This window comes from Endozoicomonas sp. ALB115, assembly GCF_049310245.1.
GTDB lineage: Bacteria > Pseudomonadota > Gammaproteobacteria > Pseudomonadales > Endozoicomonadaceae > Endozoicomonas.
Map to the genome: position 1 here is coordinate 1 of NZ_JBLYZG010000066.1, position 25324 is coordinate 25324.

General features: G+C 49.0%; 27 protein-coding genes and 1 tRNA gene. 20 read left to right on the forward strand and 8 right to left on the reverse strand.

The window, feature by feature from the left end:
- Positions 1 to 131: 131 nt before the first annotated feature.
- The 3 genes from ACO6VE_RS20530 (at position 132) to ACO6VE_RS20540 (ending at position 1641) form a co-directional block, all read left to right on the forward strand.
- A complete protein-coding gene (locus ACO6VE_RS20530) occupies positions 132 to 362 on the forward strand; it encodes a type II toxin-antitoxin system Phd/YefM family antitoxin (RefSeq protein ID WP_422447639.1) in 231 nt (76 codons plus the stop codon).
- Positions 359 to 754, forward strand: coding sequence for a type II toxin-antitoxin system VapC family toxin (locus ACO6VE_RS20535; protein WP_422463164.1), 396 nt, complete (start codon positions 359 to 361; stop codon positions 752 to 754). The genes ACO6VE_RS20530 and ACO6VE_RS20535 overlap by 4 nt, the downstream gene beginning before the upstream one ends.
- Positions 755 to 846: 92 nt before the next feature.
- Positions 847 to 1641 (forward strand): CPBP family intramembrane glutamic endopeptidase, encoded by a 795-nt coding sequence (locus tag ACO6VE_RS20540; protein WP_422463166.1) that lies wholly within the window; start codon positions 847 to 849, stop codon positions 1639 to 1641.
- Positions 1642 to 1969: 328 nt separating this feature from the next.
- On the opposite strand, the gene ACO6VE_RS20545 is transcribed toward ACO6VE_RS20540, so the two are convergent.
- Entirely contained in the window at positions 1970 to 2542 is a 573-nt protein-coding gene (locus ACO6VE_RS20545; protein ID WP_422463168.1) for a Uma2 family endonuclease, read from the reverse strand.
- A 367-nt stretch (positions 2543 to 2909) separates the two neighbouring features.
- On the opposite strand from ACO6VE_RS20545, the gene ACO6VE_RS20550 reads away from it, so the two are divergent.
- Together ACO6VE_RS20550 and ACO6VE_RS20555 are read left to right on the forward strand one after the other, a co-directional pair.
- Entirely contained in the window at positions 2910 to 4799 is a 1890-nt protein-coding gene (locus ACO6VE_RS20550; protein ID WP_422463170.1) for a serpin family protein, read from the forward strand.
- A gap of 90 nt (positions 4800 to 4889) precedes the next feature.
- Positions 4890 to 5186 (forward strand): hypothetical protein, encoded by a 297-nt coding sequence (locus ACO6VE_RS20555; protein ID WP_422463172.1) that lies wholly within the window; start codon positions 4890 to 4892, stop codon positions 5184 to 5186.
- On the opposite strand, the gene ACO6VE_RS20560 is transcribed toward ACO6VE_RS20555, so the two are convergent.
- From ACO6VE_RS20560 to ACO6VE_RS20570, 3 genes are all read right to left on the reverse strand, one after another.
- Entirely contained in the window at positions 5179 to 5553 is a 375-nt protein-coding gene (locus tag ACO6VE_RS20560) for a hypothetical protein (RefSeq protein ID WP_422463174.1), read from the reverse strand. The genes ACO6VE_RS20555 and ACO6VE_RS20560 overlap by 8 nt on opposite strands.
- Positions 5554 to 6165: 612 nt before the next feature.
- Positions 6166 to 6420: a hypothetical protein gene (locus tag ACO6VE_RS20565; protein ID WP_422447625.1), complete on the reverse strand. Its 255-nt coding sequence runs from the start codon at positions 6418 to 6420 to the stop codon at positions 6166 to 6168.
- Complete coding sequence (locus ACO6VE_RS20570; RefSeq protein WP_422447623.1) at positions 6404 to 6841, reverse strand: hypothetical protein; 438 nt, start codon at positions 6839 to 6841, stop codon at positions 6404 to 6406. Before ACO6VE_RS20570 ends, ACO6VE_RS20565 begins: the two co-directional genes overlap by 17 nt.
- 43 nt (positions 6842 to 6884) lie before the next feature.
- On the opposite strand from ACO6VE_RS20570, the gene ACO6VE_RS20575 reads away from it, so the two are divergent.
- The 12 genes from ACO6VE_RS20575 to ACO6VE_RS20630 all read left to right on the forward strand — a co-directional run bounded on the left by ACO6VE_RS20575 (position 6885) and on the right by ACO6VE_RS20630 (position 22331).
- Positions 6885 to 6960, forward strand: a tRNA-Trp gene (locus ACO6VE_RS20575).
- An 89-nt stretch (positions 6961 to 7049) separates the two neighbouring features.
- Positions 7050 to 7418 carry a preprotein translocase subunit SecE gene (gene secE / locus ACO6VE_RS20580; protein ID WP_257284943.1) on the forward strand — a complete coding sequence of 123 codons (369 nt, stop codon included), beginning with the start codon at positions 7050 to 7052 and terminating at the stop codon, positions 7416 to 7418.
- Between the two features lie 12 nt (positions 7419 to 7430).
- Positions 7431 to 7964, forward strand: a complete 534-nt coding sequence (gene nusG / locus ACO6VE_RS20585) for a transcription termination/antitermination protein NusG (protein ID WP_422447621.1) — start codon at positions 7431 to 7433, stop codon at positions 7962 to 7964.
- Between the two features lie 285 nt (positions 7965 to 8249).
- Positions 8250 to 8684 carry a 50S ribosomal protein L11 gene (rplK, locus tag ACO6VE_RS20590; protein WP_020581778.1) on the forward strand — a complete coding sequence of 145 codons (435 nt, stop codon included), beginning with the start codon at positions 8250 to 8252 and terminating at the stop codon, positions 8682 to 8684.
- Positions 8684 to 9379 carry a 50S ribosomal protein L1 gene (gene rplA / locus ACO6VE_RS20595; protein ID WP_269672571.1) on the forward strand — a complete coding sequence of 232 codons (696 nt, stop codon included), beginning with the start codon at positions 8684 to 8686 and terminating at the stop codon, positions 9377 to 9379. Before rplK ends, rplA begins: the two co-directional genes overlap by 1 nt.
- Positions 9380 to 9685: 306 nt before the next feature.
- Positions 9686 to 10216: a 50S ribosomal protein L10 gene (rplJ, locus tag ACO6VE_RS20600; RefSeq protein ID WP_101748379.1), complete on the forward strand. Its 531-nt coding sequence runs from the start codon at positions 9686 to 9688 to the stop codon at positions 10214 to 10216.
- A gap of 93 nt (positions 10217 to 10309) precedes the next feature.
- Positions 10310 to 10684: a 50S ribosomal protein L7/L12 gene (gene rplL / locus ACO6VE_RS20605; RefSeq protein WP_101748386.1), complete on the forward strand. Its 375-nt coding sequence runs from the start codon at positions 10310 to 10312 to the stop codon at positions 10682 to 10684.
- A 119-nt stretch (positions 10685 to 10803) separates the two neighbouring features.
- Positions 10804 to 11019, forward strand: coding sequence for a hypothetical protein (locus tag ACO6VE_RS20610; RefSeq protein WP_422463176.1), 216 nt, complete (start codon positions 10804 to 10806; stop codon positions 11017 to 11019).
- A gap of 465 nt (positions 11020 to 11484) precedes the next feature.
- Positions 11485 to 15561, forward strand: coding sequence for a DNA-directed RNA polymerase subunit beta (gene rpoB, locus ACO6VE_RS20615; RefSeq protein WP_422463178.1), 4077 nt, complete (start codon positions 11485 to 11487; stop codon positions 15559 to 15561).
- A gap of 70 nt (positions 15562 to 15631) precedes the next feature.
- A complete protein-coding gene (gene rpoC / locus ACO6VE_RS20620; RefSeq protein ID WP_422463180.1) occupies positions 15632 to 19843 on the forward strand; it encodes a DNA-directed RNA polymerase subunit beta' in 4212 nt (1403 codons plus the stop codon).
- Between the two features lie 602 nt (positions 19844 to 20445).
- Entirely contained in the window at positions 20446 to 21426 is a 981-nt protein-coding gene (locus ACO6VE_RS20625) for a hypothetical protein (protein ID WP_422447612.1), read from the forward strand.
- A 146-nt stretch (positions 21427 to 21572) separates the two neighbouring features.
- Positions 21573 to 22331, forward strand: a complete 759-nt coding sequence (locus tag ACO6VE_RS20630) for a TlyA family RNA methyltransferase (protein ID WP_422447610.1) — start codon at positions 21573 to 21575, stop codon at positions 22329 to 22331.
- Here the strand turns inward: ACO6VE_RS20630 and ACO6VE_RS20635 are convergent, their stop codons facing one another.
- Positions 22332 to 22691 carry a hypothetical protein gene (locus ACO6VE_RS20635; RefSeq protein WP_422447608.1) on the reverse strand — a complete coding sequence of 120 codons (360 nt, stop codon included), beginning with the start codon at positions 22689 to 22691 and terminating at the stop codon, positions 22332 to 22334.
- A gap of 4 nt (positions 22692 to 22695) precedes the next feature.
- On the opposite strand from ACO6VE_RS20635, the gene ACO6VE_RS20640 reads away from it, so the two are divergent.
- The gene (locus ACO6VE_RS20640) at positions 22696 to 22872 is read left to right on the forward strand and encodes a hypothetical protein (protein ID WP_422447606.1); all 177 of its coding nucleotides are present in this window, start codon (positions 22696 to 22698) and stop codon (positions 22870 to 22872) included.
- A gap of 70 nt (positions 22873 to 22942) precedes the next feature.
- Entirely contained in the window at positions 22943 to 23536 is a 594-nt protein-coding gene (locus tag ACO6VE_RS20645) for a hypothetical protein (RefSeq protein ID WP_422447604.1), read from the forward strand.
- Between the two features lie 27 nt (positions 23537 to 23563).
- On the opposite strand, the gene ACO6VE_RS20650 is transcribed toward ACO6VE_RS20645, so the two are convergent.
- Positions 23564 to 23827 (reverse strand): YihD family protein, encoded by a 264-nt coding sequence (locus tag ACO6VE_RS20650; protein WP_422447602.1) that lies wholly within the window; start codon positions 23825 to 23827, stop codon positions 23564 to 23566.
- A gap of 141 nt (positions 23828 to 23968) precedes the next feature.
- Here ACO6VE_RS20650 and ACO6VE_RS20655 point away from each other — a divergent pair, with 141 nt between their 5' ends.
- A complete protein-coding gene (locus ACO6VE_RS20655; RefSeq protein ID WP_422463182.1) occupies positions 23969 to 24346 on the forward strand; it encodes a hypothetical protein in 378 nt (125 codons plus the stop codon).
- Between the two features lie 33 nt (positions 24347 to 24379).
- Here ACO6VE_RS20655 and ACO6VE_RS20660 read toward each other — a convergent pair whose 3' ends face one another.
- Both ACO6VE_RS20660 and ACO6VE_RS20665 read right to left on the reverse strand, forming a co-directional pair.
- Positions 24380 to 24754: an IS3 family transposase gene (locus tag ACO6VE_RS20660; protein WP_422463184.1), complete on the reverse strand. Its 375-nt coding sequence runs from the start codon at positions 24752 to 24754 to the stop codon at positions 24380 to 24382.
- Between the two features lie 8 nt (positions 24755 to 24762).
- The gene (locus ACO6VE_RS20665; RefSeq protein WP_422463186.1) at positions 24763 to 24957 is read right to left on the reverse strand and encodes a transposase; all 195 of its coding nucleotides are present in this window, start codon (positions 24955 to 24957) and stop codon (positions 24763 to 24765) included.
- Between the last annotated feature and the right edge of the window lie 367 nt (positions 24958 to 25324).

A 25324-nucleotide genomic window follows, 5' to 3' on the forward strand; every position in this document is an offset into this window, starting at 1 on the left:
GCCCACTGCCCACTGCCCACTGCCCACTGCCCACTGCCCACTGCCCACTGCCCACTGCCCACTGCCGCTTGCAGAAGCACTCCGGCTGAACTAGCTTGAGAAGTACAAAGATTTTGTACAAGGAATAAAGAGTGGAACAGGTCAATATCAGCGAACTGAGAGCTAACCTGCTTGATTACCTGAAAAAAGCCCAACAAGGCCAACCCTTTATCGTGACTTCTAATGGTCAAACACTGGCGACCATCTGCGCCCCCGATGCGTTAAAGAAGTATTCAAGAAAAACCCTGAAGGAAGTGGGTAAAAATGCCATTGCCAACGATATTATCGACCCATTGGATGAACCCTGGGAAAACCGGCAATGATTTTATTGGATACCTGTGTCTTTATCTGGGATGCCCTGCAACACGACAAACTCAGCAAACAGGCAAAGCAAATCATCCAGCAGGGTGATCGCAAAGGCCAGCTGATGATTTGCGATATCACCCTCTGGGAAGTAGCCATGCTGATAAAACGTAGACGGCTGCAACTGGAATTGAGCGCCGAGAGTTTTTGCCAATTGGCATTACAGGCAAGAGCAATCGACGTTATCCCTATTAACCCAATCATTGCAGAGCTCTCCGTGAACCTGGACAGCAGCATTAATAATGATCCGGCGGACCGTTTGATTGCCGCCACAGCGATTCATCTCGGTGCAACACTTGTTACAGCAGATCGTAATTTGAGAGAGAGCCCGTTGGTGACAAGCGTTTGGTAATACCTACTGCCGTCAATAGTTTTAACCTGAATTGAGGAAAAACTATTTTTAATAGTCTAACCTCATGATCCAAACGCATACGGTGGTTTTTTATGAACTTTATATCGTCAAATCTATCGCCTTTTATATCTTCATTGGCACCAGCGGTAAATTCATCCGTTAAAGCTTTTGCTGGCAATCGATCCATAGAAGTATTACAGGATCAAGTTAAAAAAATTTTCTTGGGGACGGGTATGAGGCTAACATACACCCTTGTGCAGTTATTATTAGCAAGGCCTTTATTAATGGTGGAGAAAAAGTTAACAGGACGAACAGATTTTAACCCCTATGAAGAAGGTTTTATAGAAAAATTGTCTACAAAGGAAATATTCAAAAATGCCTTCATTGAAGAGGCATTATTCAGGGTTATTTGCCCACAACTTATAAAATCAAACCTACCTTTTGGCGCAGGGTATATCCCGGAGATCATTAGTGCTTTTCTATTTGGAATTGCACATCTTTGCACTGCAAAACCATCTTTCACCCATATATTTATTGAAGCTATAGCAGGTTTTAAATATAACAATATATATAAAAACCATGGATTATTATCAGCAGCTATTGCCCATACAGCTCACAATCTCAGTGTGATTAAACTTCACTGTTTTACAGAAAACGAGGATAGATTAGAACAAATGAAACTAACCTTGAATAGAAACGAAACAAGATTAAAACAAATGAAGGTAAAATTAAATAATCGTAAGCATGCTGCAAAACAAACCAAAAGCAATAGCAATTCAATTAAATCTGAAAACTGTCTAAAACTAAGAAGTGGCAGAGTGATCAAGCGATCCAATCTGGCAGGTGTCAACTCCATGAAAGCCCCAGCGTCGTATATTGGAAAATAATAAATCATGCAATGAGATGGTTTCGCCATGGAGTGTTAATATTTCTTCAGCTTGACGACAGAAGTTCGGAGGGGGTAATTCGGTCAAAGTAGCATAGGAGGGCTCAACTACGGGCTGTATGTTATCCTTGTTTTTTGTTTGTTTGCGCGTGATGGGTAAATGCGTGCCATTACCGGACGACTCATGAGCAATAAAATCAACAGTTTCATCGACAACCTGCTGTTGAGTGTCTTTATGCAACGGATTAATAAAAGCAACTGAAGTGATGATGGCTGAAAAAAATTAAAAGCGGATCAGTGGTCTTTATCTGCCCACTGATGACTACCACTTAAAGAACCCCCACCACATCTTCATAAAGCTCCCGAAGCGTAACTGAAAACCCGATGGAATGGAGCAGCAAGGTATCGGTCTCCTGCTGCAGGCGGATGATCTCCCAGCCGCTGTCGGTACTCTGGTAGAGATCTACGGCAATCTTATCCTGATGGATCAATACATACTCCTTCAACCCCTTGATGGCGGTGTAGGCTGCAAGCTTTTCCATCCGGTCTCTTGCCTCGGTGGTGGGGGATAGCACTTCGGCAATCACGGTTGGCTGATCTTCAACATAGGCGTTCTGGTCAGAATCGTTACAGGCCACCATCACATCCGGATAATAAAAAACATCATTCCCTTTATGGCTGGCATTCACTTTCATATCACTGGAGTAAGCTCTGCAGGGGCTGCCCTGCAGGTGAGCACGCAGCAGGGAGGCAAACGCCAGGGTAAGTAGATTGTGCCTGCGGCTGGCACCCGCCATGGCGATGATCAGCCCGTTAACGTACTCATGCCGCTGGTCTGCCTGCTGTTCAAACGCCAGATAGGCTTCCGGTGTCATAAATTGTAACTGCTCGGCCTGAGCCATTCGCTTCTTCCCGTTCTGTTTATGATCCTTACAGAATAATACACATCAGGGAGTAGTTGGCAGTTTTCAGAAAAAGAAAGTGGGCAGAAAAGGAGGTAGAGTTGAGTTTCGGCGGCCCATGACCTGAAACCAGAGCACGAATAGTTGGTAATTACCGACGACTTATTGCTCACGACAAACATCAGGATGCCGAGCAATCGTCGGAAAAGTGATTAAACTAGTCTTGTTAGCGCTGTAGATTTTAGCGCCATTGGAGTAAATAAAGATGGAATCTTCTCAGTGGTGGAAGGAGACCTCAATAGCGAACTGATAAAAAATTACTTGCCTTGCGGATGTTATTAACATTAACAGAATCAGGAGTAGCAAAATGTTCAACTCAGTCGGCTTACCCCCAATACCAACTGTTCCTACACGTGCATCGATTGAAACAACAACCTGCAACCAGCAAGAATACCAGGATCGAGCTAAAAAAATAGTTAGCGCATGTATTCGTGATCTGGCGTTTGAAATATTAAAACCTGCAGGTCAGTCCAGCACTGCTTTGTCCGATTCAAGCCTGGCCGCGTCACTGGGTATGTTACTGGCAACCATGGATAACAACGATAAGGAAATGATCCTCGACATACCTCAAGGAGAACTGACACCACATCTTGATTCGGCAATCCATAATGAACTGGGGCGTTTCAGCAGAAAGCATCCTTTCCGAAAGGACCAGATGCTTTCTATATTGAACTTCATGGCATCCGCATATAATCCGGGCCACGAAAAGGGTTTTGTTGATAACCTCACTGAGCACTATAAAGCAGAGCTGCTAACCTCTGATGGCAATAAAAACATAGCTGATGTGACGGATCAATACGTCGAACAAGTTACCGGGGGTGAAATCCCTGGATTGCTGGCAAATCATCCCCTTCGGGATTCGATTGACACCACCATAAACAATGTCGTGTCACTCAAGGCAAAATGGGCTCATGCGTTTAATGCAAGTAACACTAAGTCTCGTCCATTCAGGTGTGCAGACGGGTCCATAATTAACGTCAAAATGATGAGTATAAAGGATCAGATAGGTTACTCTGATGAGCGTAGCCGAAAATTTGAAGCCATTGCCAAACCATTCAGGCAAGGAGAGAATGAGCTTTACCTGGTGGCGATAGCACCGCGTCAAGATTCACCTGATGCCATTGGCAGTATTACTAAAGAGACCATTGATTATCTGATTGACAAATCAATTAACCGCACACCTAGAGAAGTTAAACTGACGTTCCCCGTAATGAAAATAAACAGTACGAACAGCGATCTGTTGGATCAGATTGGTTCTTTCCGGGGTATAAAAATAACTCCGGACAAATTAAAGAAATTAGGCGGACCGACACCTGACTCTCTCAGTACAAAACAAACAATCGTGGCCAAAATAGATGAGGAAGGTGCCCGTGTTTCAGTTGCTACTACGACAGCAATAACCACCAGGTCCGTGGGCTCCGAGAGCAATGCTATTGAATTTGATTTTGATAGCCCCGGGCTGGTTTTTATTGTCGATAAGCAAGGCAATCGTGTGGTTGCAGCAGCGGTTAAAAATGGTGATTTTCTGGTTGCTTCGGGTGAAGCAGAAATTTCTGATGGTGCCAGCTCGAATAGCTTTTCTCATAAAAAGAAAAGAAAGAAATTTACCGATTACTGCATTAGGTGTGGAGAGGAATTTCATGGTATGTGCTTCAAAGGATCTGAAGCGTTGAAACCAAAGTTGATAAAACATTTAAAAGACCTGGCAGTGGCGAAAAATAAAAACCCAGTTAAGAAAGATCCTTCCCCATCCACGCAGTCTTTTGTAACTGTCCCAAATTTGGTTGGAAATATTACAGAGACATCTCTACAGCCTGTTAAAACCAATAAAGAGCTTCCAAAAAATTACTTTTTACCACCAAAGGTTGAGCAGTCACAGTATTTTGACAAGCTGAGAAAAGAAGAAAAAGAGAGTCAATTACTAATGGCCTTACAAGAAAAACTCAACGATATTCCTATCAAAGAAGTCATATGGAATGATATCGGTATCGATATTATGGTTAACGACCTGGAAGAAGCAGAAAAAATTAAAGAAAAATTAATTGAAATTATTGGAAAAGAATATCAATATTGTGGAGGTGTTCATGACTTTTCCAATTCTGGTTACAAACCCAGAATCTATGTAGACGCAATGTTTAAGTCAAGAGATATCCTGGTAAATAAGCTATTCCCTGACTACCCAAAAACACCGGAATAGTTCAACCCGTTTGGCAATAACTGAATAGACTGATGACACGGATATTGTCTATACCGGTCGATCACTTATATGAGTTAGTGGAGAGATTTAATGTATAATTCCGGTTTATCTACAAACTTACCCCCAGCTAAAGAACAGTACATAGTTTCAGATGATATGGGAGAAAAATATATTTTAAAGTATGAAGAGGTTAGTTCAGGGGATGGTGGTTCCAGGCAATCAATTTGGTCCAAGTGCTCTTTTCCTGATGGTCATTTGATTACTAAGTTTGGAGATGATTCTGCATTTTATTTACATCGTTTAGAGTTCATTGGAACACCAGTTGGAAAAAGGGATAGTGTTACACTTACCATAATAAAAAATATATTTAACGATGAACTTATTTGAAAATTGTTTCGATTGCTACCGTGGTTATTTTATTCATGATGCAAGATGAAGCCGAGTAATAAATCAAGCCGTCCTTTGCGCCATCAAAAAAACCTTTTGTAATATATGAAGTATCACAATCAGGGGATAGATATACGGTTATACCTGCACCAAGCAGTGACATTATACCGGGCGCTATGCATACAAGCCTCTTATCAAGAGTTCTAAGCCATTGCTCCTCATTTGGAAGGAGGCCTAAAAGTAACAGGCTAGTCCCTAACTTGACCTCTTCATAAACGGCTTGATTTTCATTAGAAATATTTTCATTAATCAGCTTGGTAAGTCCGGAAATAGCATGCTGACCCCCATAATAAACTTGAATATCCATTGTCATAGCAAAAAAATCGACTAACAGTAGTAATAATTTTTCAGGCCAAATGTAACACTCTGGATGACCCTATCTGGACCATCAGTTTTTAGTCGGACAACTTGACCTATAGAGGCTTTCATTTTTTACCATCCGCAGGGAAATACAGAATTGGTAATCTTTGGACAACTGAATGTTACTGTAGTTCCGATATAAAAAATCACTTAAATTGAAACTTTAGTACTTAAATACTCTTTGTGACGTCCCCACCCTGCCGGACGAGGGTTCCTGATCGCTCAAGAATGTTTATAATTCCTTGCGATAGCCGGAGTATTTTAGGGAAAATGTCGGTAATAAATAATAAAAGCGAAGCTGGAAAAAATTGCTCCCTGATGTCGGCTTTTTAATTTATTTAAACATGACCGGGTTTTCGTGTCATACAAAGTCTTAAGTCGAGCTGGTTATTACTGCCATCATCTATTACAAGTGAGCTTTGAGCAGATTGCCAGAAAATCAGGGGCACTTACTAATCATCAACAAGAGGATTCATCCCACGGGTAAACAGCTCAGCCTGACTCTGTCTCATATCATCGACATTACGGGCAATCACGGTGCAATTATGGACTAAACCCGTCACTGCATTAATCCATCAATAGCCGGTATTGGGGGGGGTGCCTGTTCGGCTTCGGTTTGAATTGAGCCCCATTTAAGGGCCGAACTTATGTCCACTGGCAGGATTCGATGCCTGAATCTGTCTTTCAGGTCAAATTCCAGCCAGTTGCGTAATTTCTCTACGCCGGGCAGGATCTTGATTTTTTTTGACCCCTTTTCAATCTCTCCCAGTATCAATACACTCAGGTAAAGACTCTGTTCATCTACATTTCCCAACCAATCTATCAACGTCAAGACGCAATAAAAGTTGGCGGTGGGCAGAAAATAAAGTTGCTTTCGCTTTTTCTTTATCTGTCCACTGCCAACTTTTCTTTCCTCTATTCTTGCTTTTTTCTTTCGATTGCTGTTTTATATGCGGCGGTTCGAGGCCCTTGAGCTTGTCACTGGTGATTTGTCGTTTATTTTGTGGTTGCATGGTTTGTGTGTGTCCACAGGCGGCATGAGTGGGAAGGTTGAAGGGGCTTGAAAAGACCGGCTGATGTGATAATATACTGAAACGAAAGGGGTTTTTATCTTTTCTTCCCTTTCGGGTGTTTGTTGAAATGTTTTGTTTTTGAGAGATGCGTGTCTCTTTTCTCGGGTACTGATTGGTTTTTGTGCTCGATAAGTCGAAAGGCTTTTCAGGTCGGTTAATCATGATTATAATTCACCGGCACTGCAATCCAGAGTGATAGCGATTTAGGCCAGTAGTTCAATTGGTAGAGCACCGGTCTCCAAAACCGGGGGTTGGGGGTTCGATTCCCTCCTGGCCTGCCATTTCCAATGATCAAGCTCCTGGGGTGCTTGTTCTCAGAGGTCTTTTTAAAGATCTTTTCAAGAAAGCCTGGATAGAGAAAATCAAGCTGATGAGTGGAAATTCTGAAATTGCGACTTCGGGTCGTCTGGATGGTCTCAAATGGGGCCTTGTGGCGGTTCTGGTCGCTGTTGGTGTTTACGGTAATTATTACTTCTCTGCTGAGTCGCTCCTTCTCAGGGTTGTCGGTTTGCTGGTGATTGCGGCGGTTGCCGGGTTTGTTGCTCTGCAGACGATAAAGGGTGGTGCCTTCTGGACGTTGCTGAAGGATGCCAAAACCGAGATTCGCAAGGTTGTCTGGCCTACTCGTCAGGAGACGGTGCAAACTACTCTGGTGGTGGTTGCCGTCGTGTTAGTGATGGGCCTTATTTTGTGGGGGCTCGATTCTCTGCTAGGCTGGATGATCAGCAGCCTGATTTGATAGGGACAGGACATGGCGAAACGATGGTATGTGGTTCATGCCTACTCTGGATACGAGAAGCAGGTGTTGCGCTCTTTGAATGAGCGTATCAAGCGTCTTGCTATGGAAGAGTATTTTGGCGAAATTCTGGTGCCTACCGAGGAAGTGGTAGAGATTAAAAACGGCCAGAAGCGCAAGAGCGAAAGAAAATTCTTTCCGGGCTATGTGTTAGTCCAGATGGAAATGAACGAAGACTCGTGGCATCTGATTAAAGATACGCCACGGGTGATGGGCTTTATCGGTGGTACGGCCGACAAGCCTGCGCCGATCACTGAAAAAGAAGCGGATGCGATTCTTCGTCGTGTGCACGAAGGTGCTGAGGCTCCAAGGCCCAAGACTCTGTTTGAGCCGGGTGAGATGGTTCGTGTTATTGAAGGTCCTTTTGCCGACTTTAACGGTGTGGTGGAAGGTGTTAACTACGAGAAGAGTCGTCTCCAGGTGGCGGTAATGATCTTTGGTCGCTCAACGCCGGTCGAGCTTGAGTTTGGCCAGGTTGAAAAAGTGTAAGCTGATCAAATTGATCCCATAACCCCGTTTGCCAGTTCAGGCTGCGGGGTTTTGTGTTTTTGGGGGTTGGGCTTGCATCCTCCCTTATTATTCGGGCTGAAAACGATAATTGTGTAAATTGCAATTATCTTACGTGTTTTTGCGCTGGTGCTTTCGGGATGATTTCTGTAAACTACCGCGCTTTGTAGACGGGTAGCCGTGGAATTTGATGTTTTTTCGGGATTTCTTGTTAAGGAGCCCGGGATAGAGCGTCAAATGAGGCAGTGACCCACGTAGAGGTTAACAATGGCCAAGAAAGTACAAGCTTATATTAAGCTTCAAGTGCCTGCTGGACAGGCGAACCCATCCCCACCTGTTGGTCCTGCCCTGGGTCAGCACGGTGTTAACATCATGGAATTCTGTAAGGCGTTCAACGCAAGCACCCAGAAAATGGATGCTGGCATGCCGATTCCTGTTGTTATTACTGTATACAGCGATCGCAGTTTCACTTTCGAAACCAAGACTCCGCCTGCTTCTGTTCTGCTGATGAAAACTCTGAAGCTGAAGAAGGGTTCTGGCCGTCCAAATACCGAGAAAGTCGGTACTGTGACTCGCGAGCAACTGCTTGAAGTTGCCAAGATCAAAGAGCCTGATCTGACTGCTGCTGACGAAGACGCAGCGGTACGTACCATTGCTGGTTCAGCTCGTTCCATGGGTCTGATCGTGGAGGGTGTTGAGTAATGGCTAAGATGTCAAAGCGTGCCAAGCTGATTGCTGAAAAGATCGACTCTACCAAGTCTTACGGCTTTGAAGAAGCCGCCAGTCTGCTGAAAGAGATCTCCAGCGTCAAGTTCAAGGAAACGATCGAAGTTTCTGTCAACCTGGGTGTGGATCCTCGTAAATCTGACCAGGTAGTTCGTGGTTCTACCGTACTGCCTAACGGTACCGGTAAAGACGTCCGCGTTGCTGTGTTCACCCAGGGTGCTAACGCTGAAGCCGCTAAAGAAGCGGGTGCTGAAGTGGTTGGTATGGAAGACCTGGCTGAGCAGGTTAAAGCGGGTCAAATGGACTTCGACGTAGTGATCGCTTCTCCGGATGCGATGCGCGTTGTTGGTCAGCTGGGTCAGATTCTCGGTCCACGCGGCCTGATGCCTAACCCTAAGGTTGGTACTGTAACACCTAACGTTGCTGAAGCGGTTAAGAACGCCAAGGCTGGTCAGGTTCGTTTCCGTACTGACAAGAACGGTATCATCCACGCTGGCGTTGGTAAGATCGACTTTGACGCAGCTGCCCTGAAGCAGAACGTTGAAGCTCTGCTGGTTGATCTGAAGAAGCTGAAGCCTTCTTCCAGCAAAGGCGTTTACATGAAGAAAGTTACCCTGTCCTCTACCATGGGTCCGGGTCTGACTATCGACATGTCTTCTCTGTCTGCGTAAGCGATAGAAAGAATGACTGAAATCTGGATTGTCAGATTTCTGGCTGGTGCAAGCCAGCCGCAACCCTCTTTGGGGTCCCTGCTTTCGTGGCGGGGGTCGTCAAAGATCGCAGGTGTCCAATGCCGTGCCTGTTCAGTCAGGGGCCTTTCTTCGGAAAGGGTTATAGGTGGAGGGCTTAATGTCCTGCGTAGACGGTGAGTATGCGTTTTATCCAAAACGATATACACCCATCACCGTATTGTAAGCGCTTAATGATTTATCTTGGATAAATCATAAGTGAAACTTCATAAATTTGGAGTAAAGCCCATGGCGTTAGGACTCGAAGACAAGAAGGCTATTGTGGCCGAAGTCAGCGAGGCTGCACAAAGCGCTCTGTCGGCTGTAATCGCGGACTACCGTGGTCTTACTGTTAGTCAAATGACTGCTCTGCGTAAGCAGGCTCGTGAAGGTGGCGTCTACCTGAAGGTAGTTCGTAACACCCTGGCCAAGCGCGCTGTAGAAGGTACTGAGCTTCAGTGCCTGCAGGAAGTTCTGGTAGGCCCTACTGTGCTTGCTTTCTCTATGGAAGATCCGGGTGCCGCTGCGCGTCTGATGAAGGATTTTGCCAAAGAGAACAAAGAGCTGGACATCAAAGCCCTGTCTATTTCCGGACAGTTGCTGGGTGCAGAACAGATCGATGTTCTGGCCAAGATGCCTACTCTGGATCAGGCTCGCGCAATGCTGATGAGCGTAATGATCGCACCGGTAACCAAGCTGGCAAGAACTCTGAACGAGATTCCTGCAAGCATTACCCGTGTTGTGGCAGCTGTTGCCGACGAGAAGAAGAAAGCCGCTTAATCCTTGCCGGATTGGTTTTCTTGCTTTTTTGCTTAAACAAATTCCGGGGTTGACTGTTTGTTTGCCCCAACCAAGATTTTTGGAGATATAGAGATGGCTCTGTCCAAAGAAGATATCCTGAATGCAATCGCTGAAATGTCTGTAATGGACGTTGTTGAACTGGTTTCCGCTATGGAAGAAAAGTTCGGCGTTTCTGCTGCTGCTGCTGTTGCTGTTGCTGCTGCTCCTGCTGAAGCTGCTGCCGCTGCTGAAGAAAAAACTGAGTTCGACGTAATCCTGGCTGACGCTGGCGAGAAGAAAGTTAACGTCATCAAGGTAGTACGTGCTGCTACTGGTCTGGGTCTGAAAGAAGCCAAGGCTGTTGTAGACGGCGCTCCAGCTCCTCTGAAAGAAGGCGCTTCTAAAGAAGAAGCTGAAGAGCTGAAGAAGCAGCTGGAAGAAGCTGGTGCTAAAGTAGAAATCAAGTAATTTCTACAAAAGCATTGCATAATCCCGGGTCTGTTGCATAATAGATTCAGGTGGCTGGTGCCTGCGAGGGTGCCGGCCTTTTTTCCGTTGTATGAGCTATATCGTCTGAGTAACTGTATTTGCACGTAGATCCTGTTCTATATCATGAAACTTCCCATTCTTTTCAGTCTTTATGGCTGGATGGGGTTCTTCGTGATGTTGATCGGGGTATTGCTGTTTTGGCAGATCGTTGTGGCAGCGGTATGGACCTGGAAAAGTCGTCACAGAAACTGATCAATCTGGAGAAGGCTTTTTGTGATGGTGTAAAACGTTTAAATACAGGGGTTTTCCGGTAATTGCAGTACCACTTCAGATCGAGCTGTGAGATGATGGTAGATTGCTGTAGAGAATTCATGCGCTGACCGTTTTGCCCAGCCTGACATATAAAAGCTGTCTAATAAACCATTGGGCAGATTTGAATACCGCTTCCGTTGCCTTGTGCGATGTAAGCGGTATTGCCGTGAAAGCAGGGTAGTAAATCTGAACAATAGTGTCAGGTTGCTTTCTGTTCAGGCGCTAAAGCTCATACAACGGTTGATGTCTATCACGACATGAAGTGTCGACAACGATGCACAGTGTCTGTAACGGCATTAAGAGTATCTGCAACACCTCAGGGGTGTCTGTGATACAGGTCAGTAGATGACCATAAAAGTTGAAAATTTATTGGTTTTGACAGGGAGCCACCCGCTCTCGAACTAACCTACTATGGCCAGGCGACGCCGCCTGAAGTCAAAAACAGGTAACCAAGCTGGGGAACGCTGATGGCATACTCGTATACAGAGAAAAAACGCATCCGCAAGGACTTCGGCAAGCTGCCGAGTGTCATGAATGTGCCGTATCTGCTGGCGATTCAGCTTGATTCATATCACAAGCTGTTGCAGTCAGATAAAGAACCGGCAGCCAGAGAAGATATCGGGCTGCACGCAGCCTTCAAATCCGTCTTTCCAATCGTAAGCTATTCCGGCAATGCCGCCCTTGAATATGTTAGCTACAGACTGGGTGCTCCTGCGTTTGATGTCAAGGAATGCCAGCTCAGGGGTGTCACTTACGCAGTACCTCTGCGGGTCAAGGTGCGCCTGATTATCTACGATAAAGACTCCGCTAACAAGGCAATCAAGGATATCAAAGAGCAGGAAGTGTACATGGGCGAAATTCCGCTCATGACCGATAACGGTACCTTTGTTATCAATGGTACAGAGCGTGTTATCGTATCTCAGCTGCATCGCTCTCCGGGCGTATTCTTTGATAATGACCGGGGTAAGACTCACTCCTCCGGTAAGCTGCTGTATTCTGCCCGTGTTATTCCTTACCGTGGTTCATGGCTGGACTTTGAGTTTGATCCAAAGGATCTGCTGTATGTCCGTATCGACCGTCGTCGTAAGCTGCCTGCCACCATCCTGCTGAGAGCCATCGGGCTTTCCAATGAAGAAATTCTTGATAATTTCTTTGATTTTGTTGAATTCAACATTGGCGCTGAAAATGTCAGCACCGAGTTTGTTGCCGATCGTCTGAGAGGCGAGGCGGCCAGCTTTGATATCTACGATAACGACGGTAACGTTGTTGTAGAGCAGGGCCGTCGTGTCACTGCACGACACCTCCGTGACCTGCAAAAAGCCAACATCAAGAACCTGGAAGCGCCGGTAGATTATATCTATGGCCGTGTTCTGGCGAAGACTGTTATTCACAAATCTACTGGTGAAATCATTGTTGAGTGCAACACTGAGATCACCCCTGACGTTTATGAAAAACTGCTGTCTGCCGGTATCAAAACCGTAGAAACGCTGTACATCAATGAGCTGGAGTGTGGTCCGTTCATGTCTGACACCCTGCGTGCAGATACCACCACCAACCGTCTGGAAGCGCTCGTTGAAATCTACCGCATGATGCGTCCTGGCGAGCCGCCAACGCAGGATGCTGCTGAAGCCCTGTTCCAGAACCTGTTCTTCTCCACCGAGCGTTATGATCTGTCTGCCGTCGGTCGAATGAAGTTCAACCGTCGTCTGGGACGTGATGAAGATACCGGTTCCGGTGTTCTGGATAACTCCGACATTATTGATGTCCTGCGCATCCTCGTTGATATCCGCAACGGTAAAGGGATCTGTGACGATATCGATCACCTGGGTAACCGTCGTGTACGTTCCGTGGGCGAAATGGCTGAGAACCAGTTCCGTGTCGGTCTGGTACGTGTTGAGCGTGCCGTTAAGGAACGTCTGAGCCTGGCGGAGTCCGAAGGCCTGATGCCGCAGGACCTGATCAATGCCAAACCGGTAGCGGCGGCGATCAAGGAGTTCTTCGGTTCCAGCCAGCTGTCCCAGTTTATGGACCAGAACAACCCGCTGTCCGAGATTACTCACAAGCGTCGTGTATCTGCGTTGGGCCCGGGTGGTCTGACCCGTGAGCGTGCCGGCTTTGAGGTGCGTGACGTACACGCGACTCACTACGGTCGTGTCTGTCCGATCGAGACGCCTGAAGGTCCAAACATCGGTCTGATCAACTCGCTGGCAACCTATGCCCGTACCAACGACTATGGCTTCCTGGAAGCGCCATATCGTCGCGTTGTTGATGGCCAGGTCACTGATGATGTGGATTACCTGTCTGCTATCGAAGAAGGTGAATACGTTATCGCCCAGGCTTCTGCGGCCATGGACGAAAAACGACAACTGACGGAAGAGCTGGTTGTTGTTCGTTACCGTGGTGAAGCCACCCTGATGAGCCCGGATAAAGTCCAGTACATGGACGTATCCACCAAGCAGATGGTTTCGGTTGCGGCCTCTCTGATTCCATTCCTTGAGCACGACGACGCTAACCGTGCCTTGATGGGATCGAACATGCAACGTCAGGCCGTACCAACCCTGAGAGCAGAGAAGCCTCTGGTGGGTACCGGTATGGAGCGTAACGTGGCTTCCGACTCCGGTGTCTGTGTGGTTGCCCGTCGTGGCGGTGTGATCGATACCGTTGACGCAGCCCGTATCGTGGTGCGTGTGAACGATGATGAAGTGCAGCCAGGTGAGGCCGGTGTTGATATCTACAACCTGACCAAATACACCCGTTCTAACCAGAATACCTGTATTAACCAGCGTTCCCTGGTGAAGGCGGGCGATCAGATTGCCCGTGGCGACATCATGGCGGACGGTCCGTCGGTGGACATGGGTGAACTGGCGCTGAGTCAGAACATGCGCGTCGCGTTCATGCCCTGGAACGGATACAACTTTGAGGACTCCATCCTCATCTCTGAGCGTGTCGTTCAGGAAGACCGCTTTACCACCATCCACATCCAGGAACTGACCTGTGTGGCCCGTGACACCAAGCTGGGTTCCGAAGAGATCACTGGCGATATTCCCAACGTTGGTGAGTCCGCCCTGAACAAGCTGGATGAAGCCGGTATCGTTTATGTGGGTGCAGAAGTGGGCGCTGGTGACATTCTGGTGGGTAAGGTGACGCCAAAAGGTGAAACCCAGCTGACGCCGGAAGAAAAGCTGCTGCGTGCCATCTTCGGTGAGAAGGCATCCGATGTTAAGGATACCTCTCTGCGTGTGCCGACCAGTGTCAAAGGTACCGTTATTGACGTGCAGGTCTTTACCCGTGATGGCGTAGAGAAGGACTCCCGTGCGCTTTCTATTGAAAAGGCGCAACTGGATGAATACCGCAAGGACCTGAATGAAGAGTTCCGTGTGGTTGAGCATGACACCTTCGCCCGTCTGCGTGGTGCCCTGCGTGATCAGCCGGTGGTTCGCGCCCCGGGTCTTGGCAAGGGTGACCGGATCAGCGACAGCTATCTGGATGGCCTGGAGCACGAGCAGTGGTTCAAACTGTCCATGGAAGACGAAGCACTCAATGAGATGCTGGATCTGTCCAGAGAACAGCTGAAAGAGCGTCGTGCCCAGCTGGATGAGCGCTTCGAAGACAAGAAGAAGAAGCTCCAGACTGGCGATGATATGGCCCCTGGCGTGCTGAAGATCGTCAAGGTCTACCTGGCCATCAAGCGTCGTATCCAGCCTGGTGACAAGATGGCGGGACGTCACGGTAACAAGGGTGTTATCTCCGTCATCATGCCGGTAGAAGACATGCCGCACGATGAAGAGGGTAATCCGGTTGATATCGTACTGAACCCTCTGGGTGTACCATCGCGAATGAACGTTGGTCAGGTGCTGGAGACTCACCTGGGTGCTGCGGCCAAGGGCCTTGGCGTCAAGATCAACCGCATGCTGGAAGCTCAGCAGAGCATCGCGCAACTGCGCAAGTTCCTGGACGAGGTTTACAACGGTATTCCTGGTTCCAGCCCGGTGGAAGTTGACTCCTTCAGCGATACCGAAGTGCTGGAACTGGCCCGCAACCTGCGTGGCGGTGTCCCGATGGCAACGGCGGTATTTGACGGTGCCAAAGAGACCGAGATCAAGCGCCTGCTGCGCCTGGCGGACATGAACGACAGTGGCCAGGTCAAGCTGTTTGACGGTCGTACCGGCGAATCCTTTGAGCGTCCGGTCACCGTTGGCTACATGTACATGCTCAAGCTGAACCACTTGGTAGACGACAAGATGCACGCTCGTTCTACTGGTTCTTACTCTCTGGTTACCCAGCAGCCTCTGGGTGGTAAGGCACAATTCGGTGGCCAGCGTTTCGGGGAGATGGAGGTCTGGGCACTGGAAGCTTACGGTGCTGCCTACACTCTGCAGGAAATGCTGACTGTGAAGTCCGATGACGTCACTGGCCGTACCAAGATGTACAAAAACATCGTGGATGGCGACCACAGAATGGAAGCCGGTATGCCGGAATCCTTCAACGTACTGTTGAAGGAAATCCGCTCACTGGGCATCGACATCGAACTGGAAACCGAATAACGAACGTGTGGCCAGGGTGCCTGCTCTCTGATAGAACAGCAGGCACCTTGCACCGCGAGGAGATACGATCTTGAAAGACTTATTGAATCTGCTCAAGACACAGGGCCAGACGGACGAATTCGACGCTATTCGGATTGCGCTGGCTTCACCGGACATGATCCGGTCCTGGTCATACGGCGAAGTGAAAAAGCCGGAAACCATCAATTACCGTACGTTCAAGCCTGAGCGTGACGGTCTGTTCTGTGCCAAGATTTTTGGCCCGGTCAAAGACTACGAGTGCCTCTGTGGCAAGTACAAGCGACTGAAGCACCGTGGTGTTATCTGTGAGAAGTGTGGTGTTGAGGTTGCCCTGGCCAAGGTGCGTCGTGAGCGCATGGGTCATATTGAGCTGGCCAGCCCGGTGGCCCACATCTGGTTCCTGAAATCCCTGCCATCCCGTATCGGTCTGTTGCTGGACATGACCCTGCGTGATATCGAGCGGGTACTGTACTTTGAATCTTACGTTGTTGTTGATCCGGGCATGACCACGCTGGAGAAAAACCAGCTGCTGTCGGATGAGCAATACTACGAAGCCTTGGAAGAGTTCGGTGATGACTTTGATGCCCGCATGGGTGCCGAAGCCATCAAAGGTCTGCTGGCAGATATCGACATCGAAGACGAAGTCAATACGCTGCGTGAAGAGATTCCACAGACCAACTCTGAAACCAAGCTGAAGAAGCTGAGCAAGCGTCTGAAGCTGCTGGAAGCGTTCCATAACTCAGGCAACAACCCTGAGTGGATGATCCTGACCGTTCTGCCGGTTCTGCCGCCAGATCTGCGCCCTCTGGTGCCGCTGGACGGTGGCCGTTTTGCCACGTCTGACCTGAACGATCTGTATCGCCGGGTGATCAACCGTAACAACCGTCTGAAGCGTCTGCTGGACCTGAACGCGCCGGACATCATCGTCCGTAACGAAAAGCGGATGTTGCAGGAGTCCGTTGACGCGCTGCTGGATAACGGCCGTCGTGGTCGTGCCATCACCGGTTCCAACAAGCGTCCCCTGAAGTCCCTGGCCGACATGATCAAGGGTAAGCAGGGTCGTTTCCGTCAGAACCTGCTGGGTAAGCGTGTAGACTACTCTGGTCGTTCGGTTATTACCGTAGGTCCTACCCTGCGTCTGCATCAGTGCGGTCTGCCCAAGAAGATGGCGCTGGAACTGTTCAAGCCATTTATCTTCGGTAAGCTGGAAGCCAAAGGTCTGGCTACCACCATTAAAGCCGCCAAGAAGATGGTTGAGCGGGAAACCCCTGAGGTGTGGGACGTTCTGGCGGATGTCATCCGCGAACACCCGGTCATGCTGAACCGTGCGCCAACCCTGCACCGTCTGGGTATTCAGGCGTTCGAACCGGTACTGATCGAAGGTAAGGCGATTCAGTTGCACCCACTGGTGTGTGCCGCCTATAACGCCGACTTCGACGGTGACCAGATGGCGGTGCACGTACCGCTGACGCTGGAAGCCCAGCTGGAAGCCCGTGCCCTGATGATGTCCACCAACAACATCCTGGCACCCGCTAATGGTGAGCCGATCATCGTACCTTCCCAGGACGTGGTACTGGGTCTGTACTACATCACCCGTGAGCGCATCAATGCCAAGGGTGAAGGCATGGCCTTCGTTGATATCGACGAAGTCATGCGAGCCTACCGCACCAAGGCGGTTGATCTGCATGCCCGCATCAAGGTTCGTGTCCATGAGAAATACCGGGACGGTGAAGGTGTCGAGCACGACAACAAGTTCCTGGCGGATACCACCGTTGGTCGAATGATCCTGTGGGATATCGTGCCTGAAGGTCTGCCTTTTGCCCTGGTTAACCAGGCCATGAAGAAGAAGGCGATCTCCGGCCTGTTGAATGCCTGTTACCGTAACGTTGGTCTGAAAGAAACCGTTATCTTCGCTGACCAGATGATGTATCTGGGCTTCCAGTATGCAACCATTTCCGGAACCTCCATCGGTGTTAACGATTTCGTTATTCCTCCTGAGAAGGCGCGCATCATTGATGACGCCAACGAAGAGGTTAAGGAGATCGAAAACCAGTTTGCTTCTGGTCTGGTCACTGCCGGCGAGAAGTACAACAAGGTTATCGACATCTGGTCCCGTGCCAACGAAATGCTGGCCAAGCGGATGATGGATAACCTGAAGTCCGACACGGTGATCAACAAGCAGGGCGAGGAAGAAGAGCAGGAATCCTTCAACAGCGTCTACATGATGGCGGACTCCGGAGCCCGGGGTAGTGCGGCACAGATTCGTCAGCTGGCCGGTATGCGTGGTCTGATGGCCAAGCCAGACGGCTCTATCATCGAAACGCCGATTACCGCCAACTTCCGTGAAGGTCTGAACGTACTCCAGTACTTCATCTCCACCCACGGTGCTCGTAAGGGTCTGGCGGATACCGCGCTGAAAACAGCGAACTCCGGTTACCTGACCCGTCGTCTGGTTGATGTTGCCCAGGATCTGGTGGTCACTGAAGACGACTGTGGTACCAGCGACGGCCTGCTGATGACGCCGCACATTGAAGGCGGTGATATCGTTGAGCCATTGGGTGAGCGTATTCTGGGCCGTGTGGTGGCAGAAGACGTACTCAAGCCAGGCAGCGACAGTGAAATTGCTGTACCCGCCGGCACCCTGATTGATGAAATGTGGGTGAAGCGTCTCGAAACCATGAATGTTGACGAGATGCGCGTACGGTCCCCAATTACCTGTGAAACCCGTCACGGTATCTGTTCCAAGTGTTATGGCCGTGACCTGGGTCGTGGTCACCTGGTGAACAAGGGTGAGGCAGTGGGTGTTATCGCTGCCCAGTCCATCGGTGAGCCGGGCACACAGCTGACGATGCGTACCTTCCACATCGGTGGTGCGGCATCGAGAAACGCAGCGGCAGACAGCGTAACGGTGAAGAACAAAGGTTCTATCCGTCTGCTGAACCTGAAGTCGGTTGAACGTAAGGACGGCACTCTGGTAGCGGTCAGCCGTTCCGGACAGCTGGCCATTGCTGACGAATTTGGCCGTGAGCGTGAGCGTTACAAGCTGCCTTACGGTGCAATGATTTCAGTGAAGGACGGCGACCTGGTGGAAGCGGGTCAGACGGTGGCCAAGTGGGATCCACACACTCACCCGATCATCACGGAAACCGCCGGTATTGTTGAATTCCAGGGTATGGATGAAAACATCACCGTGAAGACTCAGACTGACGAACTGACCGGTCTGTCCAATATGGAAGTGATGGATCCGAAGGATCGTCCGTCCGCCGGTAAGGATATTCGTCCAGCCATTCAGCTGAAAGACGCCAATGGTAATGAACTGAAGCTGCCAGGTACTGACGTTCCTGCCCAGTACTTCCTGCCAGCGAACGCCCTGGTGAACCTGGTGGATGGTGCCACGGTGGAAGTGGGTGCGGTACTTGCCCGTATTCCTCAGCAGTCTTCCGGTAACCGGGACATCACCGGTGGTCTGCCAAGGGTTGCTGACCTCTTTGAGGCCCGTAAGCCAAAAGAGCACTCGATCCTGGCGGAAATCTCCGGAACCATCGGCTTCGGTAAGGAGACCAAAGGTAAGAAGCGTCTGGTGATTACACCGACTGACGGTACTGATCCTTATGAAGAACTGATTCCGAAATGGCGTCACCTCAACGTGTTTGAGGGTGAGCAGGTAACCCGCGGTGAAGTTATCTCCGACGGCCCGACCAATCCACACGACGTGCTGCGTCTGCTGGGTGTTGGTGAACTGGCTCGCTACATCGTTAACGAAATCCAGGACGTATACCGTCTGCAGGGTGTAAAGATTAACGATAAGCACATTGAGACCATTCTGCGTCAGATGCTGCGTAAGGTAGAAATCACCGATACCGGTGACTCGACCTTTATCCGTGGTGACCAGCTGGAGTACACACGCCTGCTGGAAGAGAATGACCGTGTTAACCGTGAAAACGGCTTCCCGGCCAAGTTCGAGCGCGTGCTGCTGGGTATTACCAAGGCATCTCTGGCAACAGAATCCTTCATCTCTGCGGCTTCCTTCCAGGAGACCACCCGTGTCCTGACCGAAGCGGCAGTAACCGGCAAGCGCGATTACCTGCGCGGCCTGAAGGAGAACGTGGTCGTTGGTCGTCTGATCCCGGCAGGTACCGGTCTGACTTACCACGCTGAGCGTCGTAAGGGACGTGAAGAAGTTGAGTTTGAGACTCCGGCCAAGGTATCGGCTTCTGAAGTCGAGCAGGCACTGTCTGATGCTTTGAACTTCGGTGAAGTTTAATTGCTGATCCGTTAAAGGCCTGCCTTTAACATCCAAAAAAAGCCACCTGACCGGTGGCTTTTTTTTGTCTGTTGAAAAAAAACAATAAATGTTTTGGGACTAGTACATGGTTTCAATGAGTTTGAGGGGTTATTGTGACTCCGCACTCCGTTCGTCCTGAGCCTGTCGAAGGGCGGAAACTCCGGACTCTGATAGATCGTGCCAAGCACCCTTCGACTCCGCTCAGGGTGAACGGAGATTGTACACGTTAAACTCATTGAAACCATGTACTGGTACAGAAAAGCGTTAATACCCGTACACCCCGTTCATCCTGAGCTTGCCGAAGGATGGTGCCACCGCACTTCAACAAGCTTTCACGAATGGTATGGGTATCAGCGCTTAACTGCACTAGACGGACGCTTAAGTCCGACAGGCTCCTGGTGACTTTATTGCTGATCAGCTTCCTGAGTTAGCCAACGAATATTTTACGCATACTTGACGGTGTGTGTAGTTATACAGGGGAACTGGTGTTTCTTCCTAGCACTCTAAATACCCGGTTTGTGTCTGTTATTCCAATAATGGTTGGACTCATCCAGCCACTATGGTTTTCAGGGGATTGAGGTGTGGAAGCGTTAGCTGTCAAAACAGCTGGTTCACGGAATCTGACTCAGCCCGGTCCTGCAGGGGAGGGCGGCCGTTTACAGAGGGCAAGAGCCTGGGTGTGGGATGTCTGTGTTCCTGTGACCAAAAAGCTGTTGCCTGTTGTTGGAAACACTTACCGGGAGAACAAAACCTGGTGTGAACGATTGGGAGGGGTGGGGGTGGTCGCCGGTATTGGTCTCTACACCGGTATGATTTCCCTTCCTACGATTTTTTACCTTGGGGGTGGGTTTGCGGCGGGGGCGCTTTACTATCGTGGCCCAATGAAAGAAGAAAGTCATCATAATGTGACGTCTAATGATCCTCCGCCCACTTTGCCCGGGCCATCAGGAGATGGCCGATGCTCAAAACACGACATTGTCGCATTAATGAAAGTCCTTGATGATCTGCTGATGAACTTTTCAGATTTGAATGCCAGGGTGGATGCCTTGACAGCAGAGAGGACAATGGCTGCGGTTAATCGATTGAATCAAGAGGCATCCAGAAAGAAGGGAGCAATAGAGAAAGGCCTGCCGGATGATGTCAGCCTGAAAGAAGCCTTACAGATCGCCTGTGTAATAAGACCTCGCATCTTTCTTACCTTGCTGCATGAGTTATCAGGAGTGAGTTCAGCTGGAGATGATGTGGGTAAAATTGTCAATAAGATTCTGGGGGAGACTTTTCACAACCCATGCCCTGAAATACGTCGGACGCGTCGAGCGGATTATGAACAATTGGCAGACGCTTTTCTTGAGTCAGGCAAAGCGGGTTCCCAGGGTAAAAGAGGGCGGCCTGTGTCTCAAAAAGTGCAGGTTGATATTCTTCACGGGATAACTGCTCCGTGGACCATAGCGGATGAAGGCAGGGCGCAGGAAGTGATGCATAAAATAGATAAAGTCGCCAGTTTGGCACTTTATCAGTGGAAAGCGGCCCGTAAAGATGCCGATGAAGCGCGCTTTCGTTAATTCTTCCAGTATCCGTGCCTGTGATTATTTCCCTGACAGGCTTCAGTTAAATCACCCTCGGTGAGTATGGCCATTGCAATACCTGAAGTGATTTGCGACTGGTGTATAATGCTGGATCAGTTGTCGTTTCTATTTAAAGTTTATTTATGCGCAGACTCGATCTTATTCTTGTGGATCAGGGTAAAGTGTCTTCCCGAAGTCGGGCCCAGCGATTAATCAGTGAAGGCAGGGTGAAAGTCCGGCAGTCAGGAGGCTGGGAAACGCCGGGCAAAGCGGGTCAGAAATACCCTGACTGGGTTGAGATTGATATCTGTCAGGATGAAGCCGATCAATTTGTCTCCCGGGGTGGAATGAAACTGGCCGGAGCACTGGCGGTGTCTGGTATATCCCTGACCGGTGCGACCGTGATTGATGTTGGCCAGTCTACCGGTGGGTTTACAGATTGTGCATTGCAGGCCGGGGCGTCCAGAGTCATAGGGGTTGAGGTGGGTCATGGCCAGCTGGTCGAGTCGCTGCGTCAGGATCCCAGGGTGATCTGTCTTGAAGGGATGAATGCCCGTGCATTGCCTGCTGCACTCCTTGACCATACGGATCAGCAACAGGGATTTGATCTTGCGGTTATGGATGTGTCGTTTATTTCCCAAACCAGAATTTTGCCATCGCTGGTGCCTCTGCTAAAGCAGGGAGGGCAGCTGCTGAGCCTGGTGAAACCCCAGTTTGAGGTGGGGCCCGGCGGTCTGGGTAAGGGAGGAATTGTCAAGGATTCCCGGTTGTATCCAGAGGTTGAGCAATCAATCAAAGCCTGCTGCATTGAGCTTGATTTACAGGTTCGTGGTTATTTTGACAGCCCGATTACCGGTGGTGATGGCAATCGTGAGTTTTTTATCTGGGCTCAGCGCCAATGATCATGGACCCAGTTTCCATACTTTGATGGGCAGTGTGTAGTGTTTGATAACGGTCTTCAGTCGCTGCCAGTGGGAATGCTCCTCTGCCGTTTTGAGAATCAGAACAATCCCCGCTTTTTTCCCGGTCAGCATGCTGTAGTTTAATGACTGACCGATTGCCTCCGGCCACTTTCGGGCAAATTCAATCTCAATGGCGTATTGATCCGTAAGGCAGTCAATACGTCGGCCGTCTTTTAGCCGGTGTTCCACTTTACCATCCATCCCTTCACACCAGACTTGCTGATACCAGGACTCTGATGGCTGTGCCCTGCTCACTGCGGCTGATGCCGAAATGGTCAACGCTAAAATGGAGCCGGTCATTCTGTTGAGTGCTGTGGTCATCGAGTTTTCTGAGGCCTTTTCAGACTGTTTGCATCGGCAGGACCGGGAAAAAAAGGAGATGGCTTTGTGGTTGGAAGGATTTGGTTTTCAGGCAATCAGCCAATTAGAAAAAAAACAACGTTGTGCTAGTTTTAACCACACCCTGTCAAGTAATGATTGAGGTTAGTGCAATGTACTTTGTCAAACTTTGCCGGTTCTGGGTCCCTTCCTTGTTTTTCGTGGCTCTCAATATGTTTTCACCTGGTGCCCTTGCCGACCATGAGGAAGCTTGTGACTGGGGACAGAACAGAGTCACGGCCTATGAATCCGGTTTTCGTGGAGTCCTGCCGCCAACAGCTGATGAATGGAACCATCAGAGTTATGAGGTGCTTGGCAAGAGAGATGGCCTGAAAACCTGGCTGATTCGTTATGACGATCACTTCTACCGGGGAGGTGAGCTGGAAAGTGCTGAAGGTGCCCACAGTCTTGCCAACCTTGGCATAAAAACCGTTTTTGCCATCACCTCGGCTGATAAAGAGCGTGAATGGCTGGAAAGTGAGGGTATTAAAGTTGTTGATTTATCCTTTGACAAGAATGCCAGCCTTGACCAGAGCCAAATCCGGCATATTGCGGAACAATTGAGTGCTCATCCTGCTCCGGTGTATGTGCACTGCGTGGGAGGCACCCAGCGTGGCGGTGTGGTGGGTATTATCTATCGTCTTTCCCACGGCTGGAAACCTGACCAGTCGCTGCTGGAATTTGCCTACCTGGGTGGCTCTTTGAAAGCTAATGATAATACCCTCAAGGCTGTTCTGAAGACATTGTCTTCAGGTGTGCAGCACTGACCTCTCAATAGTCGGCGCGTTCCCTGGTCATTTACAGCCACGGGCCTTGAGAAGCGCTTCCTTAAAATCGACCTCAACATCTTTGGCGAGGCCCGGAATCATCGCATCCGGAGCCTCGCCTTTCATTTTCAGATGATACATCAGCAGGTCATCCGTTACTTCGTGAAGAGGCCCTTTATGGCCAGCTTCTGTGGCCAGGGCCTCAATAATCTGTACCAGATTCAGGTGATCCTGTTTTTGCCACTGTGGGGAGAGGAGCTCGATCAATTCGTTAATTCTGTGACTGCTCATATTTCAGTACTCAAGGTGAAGGTTTGGAGGTGCTTCGCCAGTGTGGCAAGAGCACGAATCATCTGGAACTTTTCATTAGTTCCAAGTGTCTGACAGCAGTCTATCGAACAATTTTTTTTAAGCAAAACGGAATTATTATCTATGAATATTGGGGATGCAGCAGCACATCTTGCCATGTTTGGCCTTAAAACAATGACCACCAATGAAAGCTCGCTTTTCGGCTTCTCTCAGCCAAAATGGCAGAGTTATTCAGTGACGTTCGTTACCGGGACTTTTGGTAGTATCCTGGGCCTGTCGCAATGCGCTCTGGAGGGCTGGAGCCCATCAAGGCGCACAAAGCTTATGCTGGCAGTGAATGTGGCCACTGTGGCCTACAGCTTTAGGGCTATCCAACAAGAGATTGCTTTTCGTGCTGCCTGTTTGGGAGAGTTCAGGGAAACGGGTGTTATTAACCCGAATTGTGACTCCCCTTGTGAGTTGCTTGGTATGTCTGAAGATCAATGTGTAGTGGATTCATAGATGTGTAGTGGTCAAGTACAAATGGATACCTGATTAAGCCGCTTTCCTGAATTCCTGTTGTTCAAAGTCCTCAGGGCTCACGTAATCAAGATAGGAGTGAAGTCTGTGGTTGTTGTAGAACAAAATGTAATCAATAACCGCTGCTTCAACATCTGCTCTTGTTTCGAAAATATAATGATCAGTCCTTTCCCTTTTCAGGCTTCCAAAGAAGCGTTCGGTCACTGCATTATCCCAGCAATTTCCCTTACGGCTCATACTGCAGATCATGCCGTACTCCATGAGCTGAGCCTGATAGTCCAGAGAAGCATACTGACTCCCCTGATCCGAATGGTGGAGTACTGCCGGGCCAGGCCTACGGCGGCTCCCCCACGCCATTCTCAACGCCTCTAAAGGTAATTCTGTCGTCATGCGACTGTTCATTGACCAGCCCACGATTTTCCTTGAAGTTCTTTTATTCGCTGTTGATCAGGCGTCAGAGCTTGCTGCCCTTTGCCAGGAAAAGACATTTCCTTTTTTTCATTCTGCTCCCGTACCCAGCGTCTCAGGTTGCCATCATGGATACCAAGACTTCTGGCCACTTCTGTAGCAGCCTGCCCCTGTTCAACTACCATAGCAATGGCTTTACGCTAAAATTCCGGAGAATAATTCTTGCGCTGCTTTGTCACTTTCTACCTCGTCATCAACTGCACTATTGTGATTAACGAGGTGTCCTAAGTCATTAAACCACTTCAGTTGTGGGACTCTGTCCTATCCCGATTAAGCACTCTGCACCTCATGCATCGTGCAAGCATACAATCACACCTCTATGTTTCATGTTGTATTTCATTAAATATCATTGATTTACAGCAGTGCAGAAATATAAAATCGATAGCAATTAATAAGTTAGCGCGCAGTAATTCCCGATGAATCCTGAAGCACTACAGCCACGAGAGATACAGAAGAGGTAAAAAAATCATGCCCGCACAATTCTTCGACTAA

Bases quoted from the DNA above. Each gene is read 5' to 3' on its own strand.
- ACO6VE_RS20535 (WP_422463164.1), top strand. From the start codon at position 359: ATGATTTTATTGGATACCTGTGTCTTTATCTGGGATGCCCTGCAACAC.
- ACO6VE_RS20540 (WP_422463166.1), top strand. From the start codon at position 847: ATGAACTTTATATCGTCAAATCTATCGCCTTTTATATCTTCATTGGCA.
- ACO6VE_RS20545 (WP_422463168.1), bottom strand. From the start codon at position 2,542: ATGGCTCAGGCCGAGCAGTTACAATTTATGACACCGGAAGCCTATCTG.
- ACO6VE_RS20550 (WP_422463170.1), top strand. From the start codon at position 2,910: ATGTTCAACTCAGTCGGCTTACCCCCAATACCAACTGTTCCTACACGT.
- ACO6VE_RS20555 (WP_422463172.1), top strand. From the start codon at position 4,890: ATGTATAATTCCGGTTTATCTACAAACTTACCCCCAGCTAAAGAACAG.
- ACO6VE_RS20560 (WP_422463174.1), bottom strand. From the start codon at position 5,553: ATGGATATTCAAGTTTATTATGGGGGTCAGCATGCTATTTCCGGACTT.
- ACO6VE_RS20570 (WP_422447623.1), bottom strand. From the start codon at position 6,841: ATGATTAACCGACCTGAAAAGCCTTTCGACTTATCGAGCACAAAAACC.
- secE (WP_257284943.1), top strand. From the start codon at position 7,050: ATGAGTGGAAATTCTGAAATTGCGACTTCGGGTCGTCTGGATGGTCTC.
- nusG (WP_422447621.1), top strand. From the start codon at position 7,431: ATGGCGAAACGATGGTATGTGGTTCATGCCTACTCTGGATACGAGAAG.
- rplK (WP_020581778.1), top strand. From the start codon at position 8,250: ATGGCCAAGAAAGTACAAGCTTATATTAAGCTTCAAGTGCCTGCTGGA.
- rplA (WP_269672571.1), top strand. From the start codon at position 8,684: ATGGCTAAGATGTCAAAGCGTGCCAAGCTGATTGCTGAAAAGATCGAC.
- rplJ (WP_101748379.1), top strand. From the start codon at position 9,686: ATGGCGTTAGGACTCGAAGACAAGAAGGCTATTGTGGCCGAAGTCAGC.
- rplL (WP_101748386.1), top strand. From the start codon at position 10,310: ATGGCTCTGTCCAAAGAAGATATCCTGAATGCAATCGCTGAAATGTCT.
- rpoB (WP_422463178.1), top strand. From the start codon at position 11,485: ATGGCATACTCGTATACAGAGAAAAAACGCATCCGCAAGGACTTCGGC.
- ACO6VE_RS20630 (WP_422447610.1), top strand. From the start codon at position 21,573: ATGCGCAGACTCGATCTTATTCTTGTGGATCAGGGTAAAGTGTCTTCC.
- ACO6VE_RS20635 (WP_422447608.1), bottom strand. From the start codon at position 22,691: ATGACCGGCTCCATTTTAGCGTTGACCATTTCGGCATCAGCCGCAGTG.
- ACO6VE_RS20645 (WP_422447604.1), top strand. From the start codon at position 22,943: ATGTTTTCACCTGGTGCCCTTGCCGACCATGAGGAAGCTTGTGACTGG.
- ACO6VE_RS20650 (WP_422447602.1), bottom strand. From the start codon at position 23,827: ATGAGCAGTCACAGAATTAACGAATTGATCGAGCTCCTCTCCCCACAG.
- ACO6VE_RS20655 (WP_422463182.1), top strand. From the start codon at position 23,969: ATGAATATTGGGGATGCAGCAGCACATCTTGCCATGTTTGGCCTTAAA.
- ACO6VE_RS20660 (WP_422463184.1), bottom strand. From the start codon at position 24,754: ATGACGACAGAATTACCTTTAGAGGCGTTGAGAATGGCGTGGGGGAGC.
- ACO6VE_RS20665 (WP_422463186.1), bottom strand. From the start codon at position 24,957: ATGGTAGTTGAACAGGGGCAGGCTGCTACAGAAGTGGCCAGAAGTCTT.